The 15,100-nt window shown below is 55.7% G+C and carries 17 protein-coding genes; 7 read left to right on the top strand and 10 right to left on the bottom strand.

Annotation, left to right across the window (positions count from 1 at the left end):
- Genes lepB through AC07ED_RS13340 form a run of 4 tightly spaced genes read left to right on the top strand, consistent with a single transcriptional unit; the run spans window position 1 to window position 2,961 of the window.
- Window positions 1-1,044 (top strand): signal peptidase I, encoded by a 1,044-nt coding sequence (lepB, locus tag AC07ED_RS13355; protein ID WP_105234090.1) that lies wholly within the window; start codon window positions 1-3, stop codon window positions 1,042-1,044.
- A complete protein-coding gene (gene rnc / locus AC07ED_RS13350; RefSeq protein WP_105234091.1) occupies window positions 1,041-1,721 on the top strand; it encodes a ribonuclease III in 681 nt (226 codons plus the stop codon). Before lepB ends, rnc begins: the two co-directional genes overlap by 4 nt.
- Window positions 1,718-2,638 (top strand): GTPase Era, encoded by a 921-nt coding sequence (gene era, locus AC07ED_RS13345; RefSeq protein WP_105234092.1) that lies wholly within the window; start codon window positions 1,718-1,720, stop codon window positions 2,636-2,638. Before rnc ends, era begins: the two co-directional genes overlap by 4 nt.
- Window positions 2,635-2,961 (top strand): DUF1491 family protein, encoded by a 327-nt coding sequence (locus tag AC07ED_RS13340; protein WP_105234093.1) that lies wholly within the window; start codon window positions 2,635-2,637, stop codon window positions 2,959-2,961. The genes era and AC07ED_RS13340 overlap by 4 nt, the downstream gene beginning before the upstream one ends.
- A gap of 2 nt (window positions 2,962-2,963) precedes the next feature.
- On the opposite strand, the gene AC07ED_RS13335 is transcribed toward AC07ED_RS13340, so the two are convergent.
- Genes AC07ED_RS13335 through AC07ED_RS13305 form a run of 7 tightly spaced genes read right to left on the bottom strand, consistent with a single transcriptional unit; the run spans window position 2,964 to window position 8,308 of the window.
- Entirely contained in the window at window positions 2,964-3,842 is an 879-nt protein-coding gene (locus AC07ED_RS13335; protein ID WP_158664459.1) for a lysophospholipid acyltransferase family protein, read from the bottom strand.
- A 34-nt stretch (window positions 3,843-3,876) separates the two neighbouring features.
- Complete coding sequence (locus AC07ED_RS13330) at window positions 3,877-4,149, bottom strand: HPr family phosphocarrier protein (RefSeq protein WP_067548103.1); 273 nt, start codon at window positions 4,147-4,149, stop codon at window positions 3,877-3,879.
- 5 nt (window positions 4,150-4,154) lie between these two features.
- Entirely contained in the window at window positions 4,155-4,547 is a 393-nt protein-coding gene (locus AC07ED_RS13325) for a PTS sugar transporter subunit IIA (protein ID WP_067548106.1), read from the bottom strand.
- A 5-nt stretch (window positions 4,548-4,552) separates the two neighbouring features.
- Window positions 4,553-5,440, bottom strand: a complete 888-nt coding sequence (gene rapZ / locus AC07ED_RS13320; RefSeq protein WP_105234094.1) for an RNase adapter RapZ — start codon at window positions 5,438-5,440, stop codon at window positions 4,553-4,555.
- A 12-nt stretch (window positions 5,441-5,452) separates the two neighbouring features.
- The gene (locus AC07ED_RS13315) at window positions 5,453-5,863 is read right to left on the bottom strand and encodes an HPr kinase/phosphorylase (protein ID WP_105234095.1); all 411 of its coding nucleotides are present in this window, start codon (window positions 5,861-5,863) and stop codon (window positions 5,453-5,455) included.
- Window positions 5,864-5,866: 3 nt separating this feature from the next.
- Window positions 5,867-7,600 (bottom strand): sensor histidine kinase, encoded by a 1,734-nt coding sequence (locus tag AC07ED_RS13310; RefSeq protein ID WP_105234096.1) that lies wholly within the window; start codon window positions 7,598-7,600, stop codon window positions 5,867-5,869.
- Between the two features lie 3 nt (window positions 7,601-7,603).
- Window positions 7,604-8,308, bottom strand: a complete 705-nt coding sequence (locus AC07ED_RS13305; protein WP_105234097.1) for a response regulator transcription factor — start codon at window positions 8,306-8,308, stop codon at window positions 7,604-7,606.
- 299 nt (window positions 8,309-8,607) lie between these two features.
- Between AC07ED_RS13305 and AC07ED_RS13300 the strand changes: the two genes are divergently transcribed.
- A complete protein-coding gene (locus AC07ED_RS13300) occupies window positions 8,608-10,206 on the top strand; it encodes a phosphoenolpyruvate carboxykinase (protein ID WP_105234098.1) in 1,599 nt (532 codons plus the stop codon).
- 88 nt (window positions 10,207-10,294) lie between these two features.
- Window positions 10,295-10,831: a DUF3859 domain-containing protein gene (locus tag AC07ED_RS13295; protein ID WP_158664460.1), complete on the top strand. Its 537-nt coding sequence runs from the start codon at window positions 10,295-10,297 to the stop codon at window positions 10,829-10,831.
- On the opposite strand, the gene AC07ED_RS13290 is transcribed toward AC07ED_RS13295, so the two are convergent.
- Complete coding sequence (locus tag AC07ED_RS13290) at window positions 10,832-11,602, bottom strand: sulfite exporter TauE/SafE family protein (RefSeq protein ID WP_105234100.1); 771 nt, start codon at window positions 11,600-11,602, stop codon at window positions 10,832-10,834.
- 146 nt (window positions 11,603-11,748) lie between these two features.
- Here AC07ED_RS13290 and AC07ED_RS13285 point away from each other — a divergent pair, with 146 nt between their 5' ends.
- Window positions 11,749-13,425, top strand: coding sequence for an acyl-CoA dehydrogenase family protein (locus AC07ED_RS13285; protein WP_105234101.1), 1,677 nt, complete (start codon window positions 11,749-11,751; stop codon window positions 13,423-13,425).
- Here AC07ED_RS13285 and recO read toward each other — a convergent pair.
- Together recO and AC07ED_RS13275 are read right to left on the bottom strand one after the other, a co-directional pair.
- Window positions 13,422-14,150, bottom strand: coding sequence for a DNA repair protein RecO (recO, locus tag AC07ED_RS13280; RefSeq protein ID WP_105234102.1), 729 nt, complete (start codon window positions 14,148-14,150; stop codon window positions 13,422-13,424). The two genes, AC07ED_RS13285 and recO, sit on opposite strands and share 4 nt — an antisense overlap.
- A gap of 21 nt (window positions 14,151-14,171) precedes the next feature.
- The gene (locus AC07ED_RS13275; protein ID WP_105234103.1) at window positions 14,172-15,047 is read right to left on the bottom strand and encodes a 3-hydroxybutyryl-CoA dehydrogenase; all 876 of its coding nucleotides are present in this window, start codon (window positions 15,045-15,047) and stop codon (window positions 14,172-14,174) included.
- Window positions 15,048-15,100 lie beyond the last annotated feature (53 nt).

Genomic DNA, 15,100 nt, shown 5'->3' with positions numbered 1-15,100 from the left:
ATGCGGCAATCCTATAATCCAATACGCATTTACCTAGACGGTTATGATTGGACCGGGCGCACTTCGCGCCCGCGTCTGTTTGTAGTCTATGGCGTGTGGGCTTTGGTGGCCGCGCCGCTGCTTCTGCTCGACCTTTTTGGTGCAGGCGCCCGCCTCGTCGAAGTGACCACATGGGTTGCGTTGTCGATGCTCGTCGTTCCTGTCCTCGGGCATACGGTCCGGCGATTAAACGAGATGCGTTGGCCGTTCTGGGTGATTGCACTGTTGTTCGTGCCCTATGTGAGCACCGTTGTGATGCTGGTCGTTCTTTTGAAAGGTCAGGGGCAGCGTCGCCTCTATGAAATGACGCCTTTGCGGATGGCGGCATACGTGCTCGCCTTTGGCCTCGCGGCAATCGCTTTCTCCCGTATTGCGTGGAGCCCATACACAATCGTCGCGGGATCGATGAAGCCGACGCTCTACGTTGGGGACGTCATCGCGGTGAACCGCCTGTCACGTCATCCATCTCGGGGAGATGTGATCGCATTTCGCCCTGATGGATCTACCGACGTCTACCTCAAACGCGTGATAGGTCTGCCCGGTGATGAGGTGCAGATCGCGGATGGGCGGGTTGTGGTGAATGGCATTGCTTGGGCGCAGTCGACCACCGATCCGTTCTTAGAGTCTATGGTTCCCCAAGGGCCTCTCCGGCTCCTGCCGCGCTGTGCCAATGGTGCGGTTGGGCAAGGTGCGTCCTGTCGCAAGGAGCGGTTGATCGAGACAACGCCAGAAGGGCGCTCGTATGAAGTGCTGGACATTCTGCCCGCTGGCCCCCAAGACGCAACAGAAATTTACCGCGTGCCTGTGGGTCGGTATTTTGTTTTGGGTGACAATCGCGACAACTCTGCGGATAGCCGGATCGCTGTTTTGGCGGGCGGTGTTGGGATGGTGAGCCAAGGCTCTGTTGTTGGGCGCGCTGTTCGGATACTCTACTCCTTTGAGGGGCAGAGCCCCGCCCTGATCTGGAATTGGCGCCTTGGGCGTTTTTTGAAAGCTGTACGATGAAGTTGTCTGGTGAATTGGAGTCCTTCAGCGCTCGACTGGGACACCGGTTTTCGCGTCCTGAACTATTGGTTCGGGCGGTGACGCATCCGTCGATGTCGTCGCCCCATCGCGATAACAACCAGCGTTTGGAGTTCCTCGGCGACCGCGTTCTGGGGCTCGTCATGTCTGAGGCGCTGTTCCTTGCGGATAAGACTGCCTCCGAAGGTGTTCTCGCTCCTCGGTTTAACGCGCTGGTCCGCAAAGAGACCTGCGCCGCCGTAGCACGCGAACTGGATATCGGGGCTGTGCTGAAACTCGGACGCTCTGAACAAAAGTCTGGCGGTCGTCGCAAAGAGGCGCTTTTGGGCGATGCGATGGAAGCCGTGATTGCTGCGGTTTACCTAGATGCGGGTTTCGACGTAGCGCGGGCAACAATCTTGCGGCTTTGGGGTGAACGTATCAACTCCGTTGAAGAAGACGCACGCGATGCAAAGACTGCTTTGCAGGAATGGGCACAAGGACGTGGTCAGACCCCGCCAAAATATGTAGAGGTGGGCCGCGACGGACCCGATCACCAGCCGATCTTCACCATCGAAGTCCAATTGGAGAGCGGTGAAGCAGAGCGATCAACCGCCGGCTCGAAACGACAAGCCGAACAGGCCGCAGCGAAGTCGCTGCTTGCAAAGGTATCATCATGACCGAAACTCAGACCCGCGCAGGTTTTGTCGCGCTGATTGGCGAACCGAACGCTGGAAAATCCACGCTTCTGAACTGGATGGTTGGCGCGAAAGTGTCGATCGTGACGCACAAGGTTCAGACCACCCGCGCCCGCATCCGCGGTGTTGCGATGGAAGGCGACAACAAACAGATCGTGTTTGTCGACACCCCTGGCCTGTTCCGCCCGCGTCGTCGGCTGGACCGTGCGATGGTTGCCGCTGCATGGGGTGGTGCATCTGACGCCGATGTCGTCGTGCTTTTGATCGAGGCGCATCGCGGATTGACCGACGGTGTTAAAGCGATCCTTGAGGCGCTCGCTGAACGGGTTGGCAAAGCCAAAGTGGCTCTTGCCATCAACAAGATCGACCGCGTCAAAGCCGAAGACCTGTTGGAACTGTCGCAGAAAATGAACGAGGCATTTCCGTTCGAAGAGACCTTTATGATCTCGGCAGAGCGGGGCCACGGCTGTGCGGCGCTGAAGACATGGTTGTCGGATCAGGTGCCTGCTGGACCGTTGCTGTATCCCGAGGATCAGATCGCGGATTTGCCGCTCCGCATGATTGCGGCAGAGATCACCCGTGAAAAGCTGACACTGCGTTTGCATCAGGAATTGCCCTACCAGTTGACCGTAGAGACAGAGCATTGGCAGGAACGTCCTGATGGGACCGCCCGCATCGATCAGGTGGTCTATGTGTCACGCGATGGCCACAAGGGCATCATTCTGGGCAAGGGTGGCGAGACTGCTAAGGCCGTATCCAAAGCGTCACGCGAAGAGCTGCAAGAGTTCTTGGGCCGTAAGGTTCACCTGTTCCTGCAGGTGAAGGTGCGCCCGAACTGGCTCGAAGAGAAAGACCGTTACACCGAAATGGGCCTCGACTTTAAGGACGGCAACGCGTGAGATTGGCCAGCGGCGTTTGGGTTTCGGCCTATCTAACGCGGCTCAGGCTGGCTGATATTCCTGCGTTTGTCGTGGCACGCGGTGACGAAACCGCGGGCGCTGTTCTGATTAAGCTTAATACGCTGGATGGCAATGCCAAAGCGTTTCAACGGTCGTTCGATATGATGACCGGAGAGCGCACATGGATGGTGCTGGCCGAGGGTACTGAGCAAGACGTGGATGTATCTGTCGCGAAACAGCGCAGTTTTGACAGCGATCTTTGGGTGATCGAGGTTGAGGACCGTCAGGGCCGAACGTTATTGGACGAGGACGGTTTGAGCTAGGCTCATTCCTTGAGAGACAGTGTCCGTTCACGCAGCCACGCCATAAACGCACGCGGGTCTTTGCTGCGCTCGGCGGCTTCCGCGGCAGAGACCGGCTCTCCGATGATTGGTTTTTGCGGTTTGTCGAACGCATGTGCCACTTCGTGCAAAAGCAAGCTCTGACGAAGCGTAGGCGAAATGCAGTTCGCGATTTGGTAGGCTCGCGAGTTTGATCCCGGGAAATAACAAGGCACGACCGTAGCGCCCGACGTGCGGATCATCTTTGCGGTAAAGACGTTCCATTCCGCCTCAATCGCGGGACCGAAGGGTTTATTCGCTGCAGCGACGACGCCCGATGGGAATAGTGCGATCAACCCGCCTTTCGCCAGATGCTCCATCGCGATTTTGCGCATCTCGATCATTTTACGCTGCGCGTCTTCCTCATGCGGAAAGGGCACGGGGATCATGTAGCTCGCTGCGCTCTCGTCGATGCCTGTCAGCAAAGAGCGTGTCAGAATGCGGTAATCATCGCGGCGACGCCCAATAAGGTCTGCAAGGATCATCCCGTCGACGAGCCCATGCGGATGGTTCGCGACAAACACAACAGGGCCTTCAGCGGGAATGCGATCGATCTGATCCTGCGGGGTTTGCAGCTCGATCCCCATGGCTTCCATGGTTGCAGGCCAAAATGCTTGACCCGTTGGAGCGCCAAGACGTTCGAATTTTTTAACACGCTGGATGATCGTGATCTTGCCCGTCAGCCATTCGACCGCGCGGATAAAGTTACGCTTTAGGCCGCTGTCGAATGTGTTGGAGTAGGTAAGGCTACGGCGGTCATAGAACTTTTGCCCATCCTGCACGTTGGATTCATCCGCTGTTTGGTCCGGGGTTACGTCTGACAAAGTTCACGTCCTTGAATTGATGGGCTGACCTAGGTCAGTTGCCTTCGCCGAACATGTCAGCCACCAGCGCCTCAATCGCATCGGCAAGCTCAAGTTCTGCCGGCCCATCGGTTTGGACCTCAATAAAACTTCCCTTGGAAGCTGCCAACATCAAAAGACCCATGATGCTGTCGCCTGATGCGCTCATGCCATCTTTAGAGACGGTGGCAGTGGCATCAAAATCTTCGACCACTTCGGCCAATTTCGCGGACGCGCGGGCGTGAAGCCCTTTGATGTTCACAATCTGGAGCCGGCGGGAAACAGTCATAGAAGTCAGTCACTCTGTACTTGATGGCAATCAATGTATTTACGTCCAGCGGTCAATGCGGCCTCGACGGCGTCTGGCACGTCACGTTGACGGCTTTTCGCGAGCTTGATCAGCATGGGAAGATTCATGCCGTAGAGAATACGGCGGTTGCTTGGCCCGCAGGCCATCAGCGAAAGGTTTGAGGGCGATCCGCCAAAGATATCGGTGACGATGACAACGCCTGCACCGGTATCAACGGAATCGGCGGCATCGCAGATTTCGGCTTGTTTGGCGCTACGGTCGTCTTCGGGGCGAGTTGCGATAGCAACGACACCCGCTTGATGGCCCACAACGTGTTCCATCGCCGCGAGGTATTCACCTGCTAGGCCACCATGAGCAACGATCACGATTCCGATCACGCGTTTTAACCCCGATCTGCCGCCCCACTGTCCGTGTGGCGTTCCATTTCTCGGTGGCGTTTTGACACCTGCCATCCGTCTTCTGCAAGGGCTTTCGCAAGGAGTTCTGTCATTGCGACAGAACGGTGTTGCCCTCCGGTGCATCCAAAGCCAACAGAGAGGTGCGTTTTCCCTTCTTCCTCAAAGGCAGGCAGCAATAGTGCAGCCATGGCTTTGACGCTCGTGAAGAATGCGTCGAAACGTTCGTCTTTTGCAATATATTCCACGACGGCAGCATCTTGGCCGTTCAGTGCACGCAGTTCTGGTTCCCAGTGTGGGTTACGCAAGAACCGACAATCGAGCACGATATCCAACCCGCGAGGCAATCCGCGTTTGTACGAAAAGCTCTGCAACGTAATCGCGAGGGGGTGGCCGTCAGGTTTTTGGAACCAGCTTTGCACTTCCGCCCGAGAATCATGCGGGGTCATCGACGTGGTGTCGATCAGGATGTCCGCGCGGCTTCGGATCGGAATCAGCAGGTCTTTTTCTTTGATAATACCCTCTGTCGGGGCAGTCTCGACCGATAGGGGGTGGCGCCGACGGGTTTCGGAAAAGCGGCGGATCAGCACGTCGTCCGAGCAATCCATATAAACCACCTGAAGGTCGAACCGTTCATCATGTCCCAGACGGTCAATCACCCCGATGACCGCATTTACGGTGAAATCGCGATTCCGTACGTCGAGGCCAAGAACGAGTGGGCGATCAAGCGGCTGGCCTTCGATCACGCGATCGATGAGTGAGAGGGGCATGTTGTCGATGACTTCAAAGCCGATATCCTCGAGTGCGCGAACAGCTGTCGTGCGACCTGCACCAGATGGACCAGTGACAAGGATAATGCTCTGCTTCGACGTCATGTCATATCTCGCTTAGTCGGTCCGCCCATGTTTGAGATACTGCAGGATCGCAAAAGGGAAGTGAATGGCGTTTGACTTGCGCAAAAGTGGTATGTCTGCGTCGTGAAGGTGTAGGTTGTGCCATGCGGGCAGACGCTCGGTCTCTTCCGTATCCAAATCCACGGCGAGCGTGATCTTAGCCGTGACATGAGGTGCAGCTAAAATTCCGACACCTCTTGCCTCGATTTTGCCAGCAATGGTATCGGGGCACCGTGCCGTCAGGTCTGGATCGATCAGGGTTTGGTCATCCGCCACCAAATCACACCCAAGACCGAGAAGTTGGAGGGCTAGGCTAGATTTTCCAGTGCCAGATTTCCCGAGGATGAGAACCGCACGGCCATCATAAGCGACGCAAGATGCGTGGAGGCAAAGCGAGTCAGACACCTCTTAAACCGGAAGACCAACCACGAACCGCGCACCGAGCGGCTCAGAGGTGATATCTGCATCGGTCGGGCGGATGTTTTCGGCCCAGATCACGCCGCCATGTGCTTCGACGATCTGCTTCGAAATCGCGAGGCCGAGGCCAGAGTTGTTGCCGAATTGGCCTTCGGGGCGTTCGGAATAGAAGCGTTTAAATATCTTGGTCAACGCGCCGTCAGGGATGCCAGGGCCGGTATCCTCGACCACTACAAGAACGCGGTTTTCGCGTTTGCGGGCCCATACGCGGATCGCGTCACCGTCTTCACAGAACGAAATCGCGTTGGTGATGAGGTTCACAAAGACCTGTGCCAAACGGCCTTCGAGACCAGTGATGGTGATGGACTCTTTGGGGAGGTCGGTGAGGTATTCGATCCCTTTGTCACGTGCCTGATCACCCAAGAATTCATTAAGGTTGCCGAGCATTTTGAGAAGATCAAAATCTTCTTCGTCCTCTTTGACGAGTTCGGAATCCAGACGTGACGCGTTGGAGATGTCGCTCACCAGACGGTCAAGGCGAATCACGTCGTGCTCAATCACTTCGAGCAGTTTTTCCCGCTGATCGTCGCGTTTCGCAACGCGCATCGTGCCCACGGCGGAACGGAGTGACGCGAGCGGGTTTTTGATCTCATGCGCAACGTCGGCGGCGAACTGTTCGTTGGCCTCAATCCGATCGTAAAGGGCCGCGACCATGCCGCGAAGTGCGCCCGACAGGCGACCAATTTCATCGGGGCGGGCGGTCAGGTCGGGGATGCGGACCCTGCCGGGTGACATTTTCCGTGCGTTGCGGTCACGTCCTGCCTCTGCCGCCGCGGCAAGGTCTGAAAGCGGGTTCGCAATTGTGGATGCGAGGATGAGCGATAGACCGATGGACACCAAGATGCCGATCACAAACATCTGCAAAACTTGTTCACGTTCGCGACGGACCAAGATGTCGAGTTCGCCAGCGGCTCCTTGCAGAACGACAACTCCCACGGGGGTTTTGCCCTGAAGGATTGGCGTGCTCACGCGGAACACCGTGCGGCCTGCGCTATCGTGTTCGGAATGCACGCGTGTGCCATTGGCAAGCGCATCCGCGACCGAAGTCTGCGCTGCGACTTCGGGGTCTACAACCGTTTGTTCAGCGGAACGGGGTGAAATAAGGCTTGCAAGCCCCTCCCACGCGCCGTTGAGGAAGTCGGTGATGATGGTGCCGCCGCCTTTGGTATTGAGGCCCGTCACGTCGGGGCCCATCGTGGCGGTCGCCGTCACGATTAAGGTTTCCGACGGATCAAAGATATAGACCTTAACACCGCCGCGAAGGTCCAAGCCCTGCAAGGTCGCGGTCGCGTCGATACCGTCACCTGTCAGTAGGTTAACGGGGGCCGCATCGGGGAGCTGAGCTTCGAACACATCAGCGATGAGTTCGGCCTCATTGACCAGCCCGTTCGCCCGCTGAAACGCGAGGTTGTCGCGGGACGGGTTCATCCAAAGCACACCACTGACCAGCACCATAATAGCCAGCAGGTTAAACGTGATAATTTTGCGGGCGAGCGGTGATCGGTTCAGGGTAATCACGCCACGACGGCGTCGCCTGTCTACGATCTCTCGGTCGAGCGTTGTTTCTGGCGAAACATACTCATCACCCAAATAGACATCCGTGTCCGCTGCGGCCTTTCGAACCGAGCGGAGATCACGAACGTCAATTTTGGGAGACGAGTTCATGTCTTATTCTTCGTTGTAACGGTAACCGATGCCGTAGAGGGTCTCGATCGCACCGAACTCGTCGTCTACCTGACGCATCTTTTTACGCAGACGTTTGATGTGGCTGTCGATAGTCCGGTCGTCGACGTAGACTTGATCGTCGTAAGCAACGTCCATCAACTGGTCACGCGACTTAACAAAGCCGGGGCGCTGGGCCAGTGCTTGCAGCAACAGAAATTCGGTAACGGTCAGCGATACATCACGACCCTTCCATTTTACGGCGTGCCGCAGGGGGTCCATGGTCAGCGGGCCACGTTCCATCACCTTGTTGCTTTCGTCGACCTCTTCGGGCGTGATGCCGTTCATGGCATCCTGACGGCGCAGAAGGGTTCGGATGCGTTCGACCAGAAGACGCTGGCTGAAGGGCTTTTTGACGTAGTCGTCAGCGCCCATGCGAAGCCCCAATACCTCGTCGATTTCGTCATCTTTGGAGGTGAGGAAAATCACCGGCATCGTGGTTTTCTGGCGGAGACGCTGCAAGAGGTCCATGCCGTCCATGCGGGGCATCTTAATGTCCAGCACTGCCATGTCGGGCAATTTTTTGTTGAAAGCGTCCAGCGCTTGCTGGCCGTCATTATATGTCTCGACCTCAAAGCCTTCGGCTTCGAGGGTCATTGCTACAGAAGTTAGAATATTCCGGTCGTCATCGACCAACGCAATACGATGCATGGGGTGTCGCCTCTTCAGCCTGATTTTTTATACTGCTCTTTTTTGAGACCGTTGTCCCTTTTTTGGCTGAGCGAATCAATCAGAAACTGAATTCGGCTATGTTTGCGGCAACATGATTGTGCCAAAAAAACCCGTTCGAGGACTTTCGGGTCACACTCGACTATGGTCGCGCTAAATGGTTGCGCTAACACGAAAATGATTGCGCTAACTGCGACAAAGCCGCCTTTTCTGATGAAAAATCATAGTGCTATGTGGACCTCTATCTAGGGCGCATCGCCCGCAATCAGGAGAGAGAGACAATGGACCACGGACGGGTCAACCCAACCATGAAGCTTGAACATCAGGGCATCACTGGACTGGGCTATGTCTATTATAACCTGATGGAGCCGGCGCTGATTGAGCAGTCGTTGAAGGCAGGTGAAAGCACACTTGGCAACGGCGGCGCGCTTCTCGTGTCTACTGGTAAACACACTGGTCGCTCGCCCAAAGACAAATTTGTTGTTCGCACCGCGTCTGTCGAAGACACCATTTGGTGGGAAAACAACGCTCCGATGGAAGCCGACAAATTCGACGTTCTCTACGCCGATATGCTAGAGCACATGAAGGGCAAGAACTACTTTGTTCAGGACCTTTTCGGTGGTGCCGATCCTGCGCATCGTCTGGACGTTCGTATGGTGACCGAGCTTGCATGGCATTCGCTGTTCATCCGCACCATGCTGCGCCGTCCAGAGCGTGAAGAGCTTGATAACTTCACCCCTGAATGGACCATCATCAACTGCCCGACCTTCAAGGCGAACCCTGAAAAGCACGGCTGCCGCACCGAGACCGTTATCTCGTTGAACTTCGACAAGAAGATGATCCTGATCGGTGGCACTGAATACGCAGGTGAGAACAAGAAGTCGGTCTTTACCCTTCTAAACTACCTGCTGCCTGAAAAAGGCATCATGCCGATGCACTGCTCTGCCAACCACGCGATTGGCAACCCAGTGGATACTGCGATCTTCTTTGGCCTGTCGGGCACTGGCAAAACCACCCTATCCGCTGACCCTGACCGCGTTCTGATCGGCGACGATGAACACGGCTGGTCGGATCGTGGCACTTTCAACTTCGAAGGCGGTTGCTACGCAAAAACGATCAATCTGTCGGCAGAAGCTGAGCCTGAAATCTACGCGACCTGTTCAATGTTCGGCACCGTCATCGAAAACATGGTCTATGACGACGAGACCAAGGTTCTTGATTTCCAAGACAACTCGATCACCGACAACATGCGCTGCGCTTACCCGCTGCACTACATTTCCAACGCATCTGATACTGCGCTGGGCGGTCACCCGAAAAACATCATCATGCTGACCTGCGACGCATATGGTGTTCTTCCTCCGATCGCGCGTCTGACACCTGCTCAGGCGATGTACCACTTCCTGTCGGGCTTCACGTCGAAAACCCCAGGCACCGAGATTGGCGTGACCGAACCGATCCCGACCTTCTCGACCTGTTTCGGTGCGCCGTTCATGCCGCGTCGTCCGGAAGTCTACGGTAAGCTTCTGCAGGAAAAAATCGCATCCCATGGCGCGACCTGCTGGTTGGTGAACACTGGCTGGACTGGTGGTGCATTCGGCACAGGTAGCCGTATGCCGATCAAAGCAACCCGCGCTCTGCTCACCGCTGCGCTGGACGGTTCGCTGAACGAAGCAACCTTCCGTAAGGATCCAAACTTTGGCTTTGACGTGCCTGTCACTGTTGAAGGCGTTGATGCGAAACTTCTCGATCCGCGCGCGACTTGGGGCGACAAGGCTGCGTTTGATGCGCAAGCTCACAAACTGGTTGAAATGTTCGCTGAGAACTTTGCTCAGTATGTTCCTTACATTGATGAGGACGTGAAGGCAGCTGCAATCGGCTAATGCCACGTTGCAGAAAATTGAGGGGCCGGACGGGAAACTGTCCGGCCCTTTTTATTGACTTCGCCCAATGAAAGGGCACCATGCAGCCATGATGAAATATGTGCCCCTTGTTGCTTTGTTCTGTATGCCTGCCGTTTCCTTTGCCGAAGGGTATCGGTCAAAGCCCACCATCGTTGTTGGGGACATTGGGTTGCATTGCCCGTACGAGATTACGGGCAGCGAACCTGCGCCAAATACCGAAAATGGTGTCATTGATACCATCAGCGGCGAACCGCAGGTCATTGCGCATACAACGACTGTTCCAGCTATTCCTGACCTTGGGTTTGGGGTGCAGCTTCGTCTGGCCGAAGGCGTCACGCTCCCTGGTGCTGAGATTGTCGTGCGTCATCCGCCGATGGGGGCAGAGGGCGTGACAGAACAGCGTTGGTATCCGAACTTTAACGATCAGACCTATTCACTGAGTATGTATCGCTTCGATTTTCCGTATGAGTTGCTGGTCGGAACATGGTCATTCTCTGTCGAGCAGGGCGGCCAGACGCATTTCATCGCTGAATTCGATGTCGTGCCGCCGCCGGCTGGGCTGACAATTGATGCGCTTTGCTCGGGTGAGGGACTTCTGTCCTAGTCACCCCATCCAGCCGCGACGGATTAGGTTTACACCTGCTATGAGCAGCACCCATAGGGTCGCCTTGCGGAACAAGGCCTGATCAATGCGATCATGGATACGGAACCCGATCCACATGCCAGCGAATGCGGGCAAGAGCAAGATCGCGGAAAACGGCAGTGTATTCATGTTAAGAATTCCAGACTTGAGGTGCCCAGCTAGAAGCATGAAAGCGCCAGATCCGTACACCACGCCTTGAACAACGAATTGCCGTGCCTTGGGCGTGTTGACGGCAACCAGATAAAGAACTGTTGTTGGGCCCCACGTGCCCGCAAAACCACCAAGCGTGCCTGATAAGAACCCAGCAACGATGGACGCGCTCCGCCGATGTTCGGGCTTGATATGCAGCTTAACGCCAGAAATCTGAATGATGCAGAGCACGGTCACGACGATGCCAAGGCCCAAGAGCATCGTGTCAGGCGAAACATAGGCCACGAATTGCGAGGTGATTAGGATCATCACGCAGACGATCAGAACGTACAGGCCATACTCGCGCAGCGCGTCTCTTGCCTCTGCCCAACCCGCCTTTGCGATCTGCAAAATATTGGACATCACGATAGGCAGAATGATCCCCGCCACCACGACTTTCGGGTCAATGAGAATGCCCATTCCAGAGATCATGATGAGCGGCATCGCGAATCCGATAGCCCCCTTAACGACGCCCGCAACGAGCGTCACAGCGAAGGCAAAGACCAGAAGTTCGGGCGAAATCAGGGAAAAAATACTATCCATAGGCTAGGTGCATATCGCTAAGTTGTTCGCTTCGCACGAAAAATCCCGCGCGACATTTATGTTCTTTGACTTTTGTCTAAACGAAATTAAGTTGCGCTGCAGTTGCGAAGAGTTTATCTCTGCACTAGCACAATAAGGAGCGCGACATGCCCCACGACGGACAGGATATCGTTATGACAACCTCGCCCATTCTTGAGAACCTTTTGGGTCTAACTGGTGCAACGCTTGCACCCCTCGAAGAACTTCTTTCGACGGCCAAAGACACAGTGCGATCCAAGGTGAGCGTCGATGGTCGCGTGTCTGGCGGTTTGGTCGAGGAACATCAGTCGGTTGCGCATGGCCTCGCGTGGTTGGCGACATATGTCGAAGCGTTGAAAGAAATGCACGGCTGGGCTGATCGTTTGAATGCCGAGGGCAAATTCGGCGAAGTCGAACAGATCATTCTCCAGATCGCATTTGGCGAATACCTCGCGCAGATCAAAGGCGGCATCCCAATGTCGCAGGGTGAAATTCTGCGCCTCTCTGATCTCGGTGTTGCGGATACGCTTGCCCAGCCAGAAGTCGTTGCACTCGTGTGTGCTGGGAACTCGCAAGCGGCTCGCTCCCGCTTGGTCGAGATCATGCAGGATCAAGCCGGTTCGACCATGTTTGGTGCATCCGGTCTGGATGAAGAACTGGAGATGATCCGCGACCAGTTCCGCCGTTACGCGTTGGAAAGAGTGGAGCCGTTTGCCCACGAATGGCACCTCAAGGACGAATTGATCCCGATGGAGATCATCGAAGAACTCGCGGAAATGGGTGTCTTTGGTCTCACCATCCCCGAAGAGTTCGGCGGTTTTGGCCTGTCCAAAGCGTCCATGTGCGTCGTCTCCGAAGAACTGTCCCGTGGTTACATTGGCGTCGGTTCGCTCGGCACTCGTTCCGAAATCGCCGCTGAGCTGATCCTTGCAGGTGGTACGCAAGAGCAGAAGGAAAACTGGCTACCAAAACTTGCGTCTGCTGAGATTCTTCCGACTGCGGTATTCACTGAGCCTAACACGGGCTCTGACCTTGGTTCGCTCCGCACCCGTGCTGTGAAAGACGAAAACGGCGACTATCGGATCACTGGTAACAAAACATGGATCACCCACGCGGCTCGTACGCATGTGATGACCCTGCTGGCCCGCACCGATCCGAACACGACGGACTACAAAGGTCTGTCCATGTTCCTCGCTGAAAAGACACCGGGAACTGACGAACATCCGTTCCCGACCGAAGGCATGACGGGCGGTGAGATCGAGGTTCTCGGTTATCGCGGGATGAAGGAATACGAGCTTGGCTTTGATAACTTCAAAGTTAAGGGCGAAAACCTTCTCGGCGGTGAAGAGGGCAACGGTTTTAAACAGTTGATGCAGACGTTTGAATCTGCGCGTATCCAAACTGCCGCGCGTGCGATCGGTGTTGCACAGTCCGCTCTGGATGTGGCGATGCAGTATGCGATTGACCGCAAACAGTTCGGCAAATCGTTGATCAACTTCCCGCGTGTGTCGGGCAAGTTGGCGATGATGGCCGTTGAAATTATGATCGCGCGTCAGTTGACCTACTTCTCGGCTCGCGAGAAAGACGCGGATCGTCGCTGTGACCTCGAAGCTGGTATGGCAAAGCTTCTCGGTGCGCGTATTGCATGGGCCTGTGCGGATAACGGTCTGCAAATCCACGGCGGCAACGGCTTTGCTCTGGAATACAAGATCAGCCGTATCCTTTGTGATGCTCGCATCCTGAACATCTTTGAAGGTGCTGCCGAAATTCAGGCGCAGGTTATCGCACGCCGTATCTTGGGCTAATCAAGACGCGCTATTGCGTCGATCAATCTCTGACGAGCCGCGGGAACTTCGCGGCTCGTTTGCGTTCCGAATAGACGATTTTCGATGAAATATCCGGTCGTTCCGAGGGCGCGCGCGATTTCCCCGCCAGATGCATCGCCTTCGCCCTTCATCACGGGCACCAAGGGCAATAGGCGGTTCGCCCATTCCCCAGCACCCTCTTTACTTACCGCTCGGCCAGATTTGGGTGAAATATAGGAAAGGTCCTCGTTCACCCCTCTCACAGCGCATGCGGAAAGGTCTAATCCGTAGCCGAGCTCATCGAGGAGTGACATTTCCCAATGCAGGTAAGCGAGCGGCCAAACGTCGTTCTGACCTAGTAGATCAAGAAGTTGCACAGTCCGGTTATAGAGCGGTTCATGTTTCTCACGCTCTGGTAAGGATTGGCATAGTAGGGCGCAAACCGCCCCAAGTCCGCTGAGAGCAAGTCTATCTGACATTACCTGCGCCGACCGACTGCGCAGTGGCTCAATCGTAAAACTACCGAGGTGATCGTCGAGGCGGGCTTTCCATGTCACTGAAACCTGCGAGCCGGGCTGAAGCGTTGCCGCCATTTTGCGGCTTGCACCTCCACGCACTACGCCCGCGTGACGCCCTCTGGACAGCGTAAAAACCTCGATAATCATCGAGGTCTCGCCATGCACGCGCGAAGCAAGAAGAGCGCCTTCGTCCTGCCATTCGATCATAGCGGGATTGAACGCATGTGATTAACGGGTCGGAACGGGCTTATCGCCGCGATAATCGTAGAAACCACGTTTGGTTTTGCGACCCAACCAACCCGCTTCAACGTATTTGGTCAGCAGCGGGCAAGGGCGGTATTTCGTATCCGCGAGGCCTTCGTGCAGAACGTTCATGATCGCCAGACACGTGTCGAGGCCGATGAAATCGGCGAGCTCCAGTGGGCCCATCGGGTGGTTGGCGCCCAGTTTCATCGATGTGTCGATGGAGGACACATTACCCACGCCCTCATAAAGGGCATAGACGGCTTCGTTGATCATCGGCATCAGGATGCGGTTCACGATGAATGCGGGGAAATCTTCGGACGTTGCGGAGGTTTTGCCGAGCTTTTCAACGACTTCCTGACATTGCTGGTAAGTCTCGTCATCGGTTGCGATGCCACGGATCAATTCGACCAGCTGCATCACTGGCACTGGGTTCATAAAGTGGAAGCCGATGAATTTTTCGGGTCGATCAGTGCGGCTGGCGAGGCGCGTGATCGAAATGGACGACGTGTTTGATGCGAGGATCGTTGTCGGCGTGATATGAGGGAGCAGTTCGTCGAAAATCGCTTGCTTGACCGTTTCGCGTTCAGTCGCTGCCTCGATGATCAGATCGCAAGGTCCAAGATCGGTAAGCGTTTGCGTCGTCGAAATACGGCCCATCGCAGCGGCTTTGTCTTCCTCGGTGACAACACCTTTGGACACTTGACGCGTGATGTTCTTGTCGATCAATGCGACGGCAGCGGCCAAGGCGTCCGCGCTGATGTCAGTCATCATCACATCGTATCCGGCCAACGCAAACACGTGAGCAATGCCGTTGCCCATCTGTCCTGCGCCGACAACGCCTACTTTGTTAATCGCCATGGCTTTGCCCTCTGATCTGTTCTGGGGAACCATATGTCCGCAATGGGCAAACG

This window comes from Aestuarium zhoushanense (genome assembly GCF_056431045.1).
The sequence above is the reverse complement of the archived record's forward strand: the minus strand, read 5'-3'. Positions and strand labels throughout refer to the sequence as shown.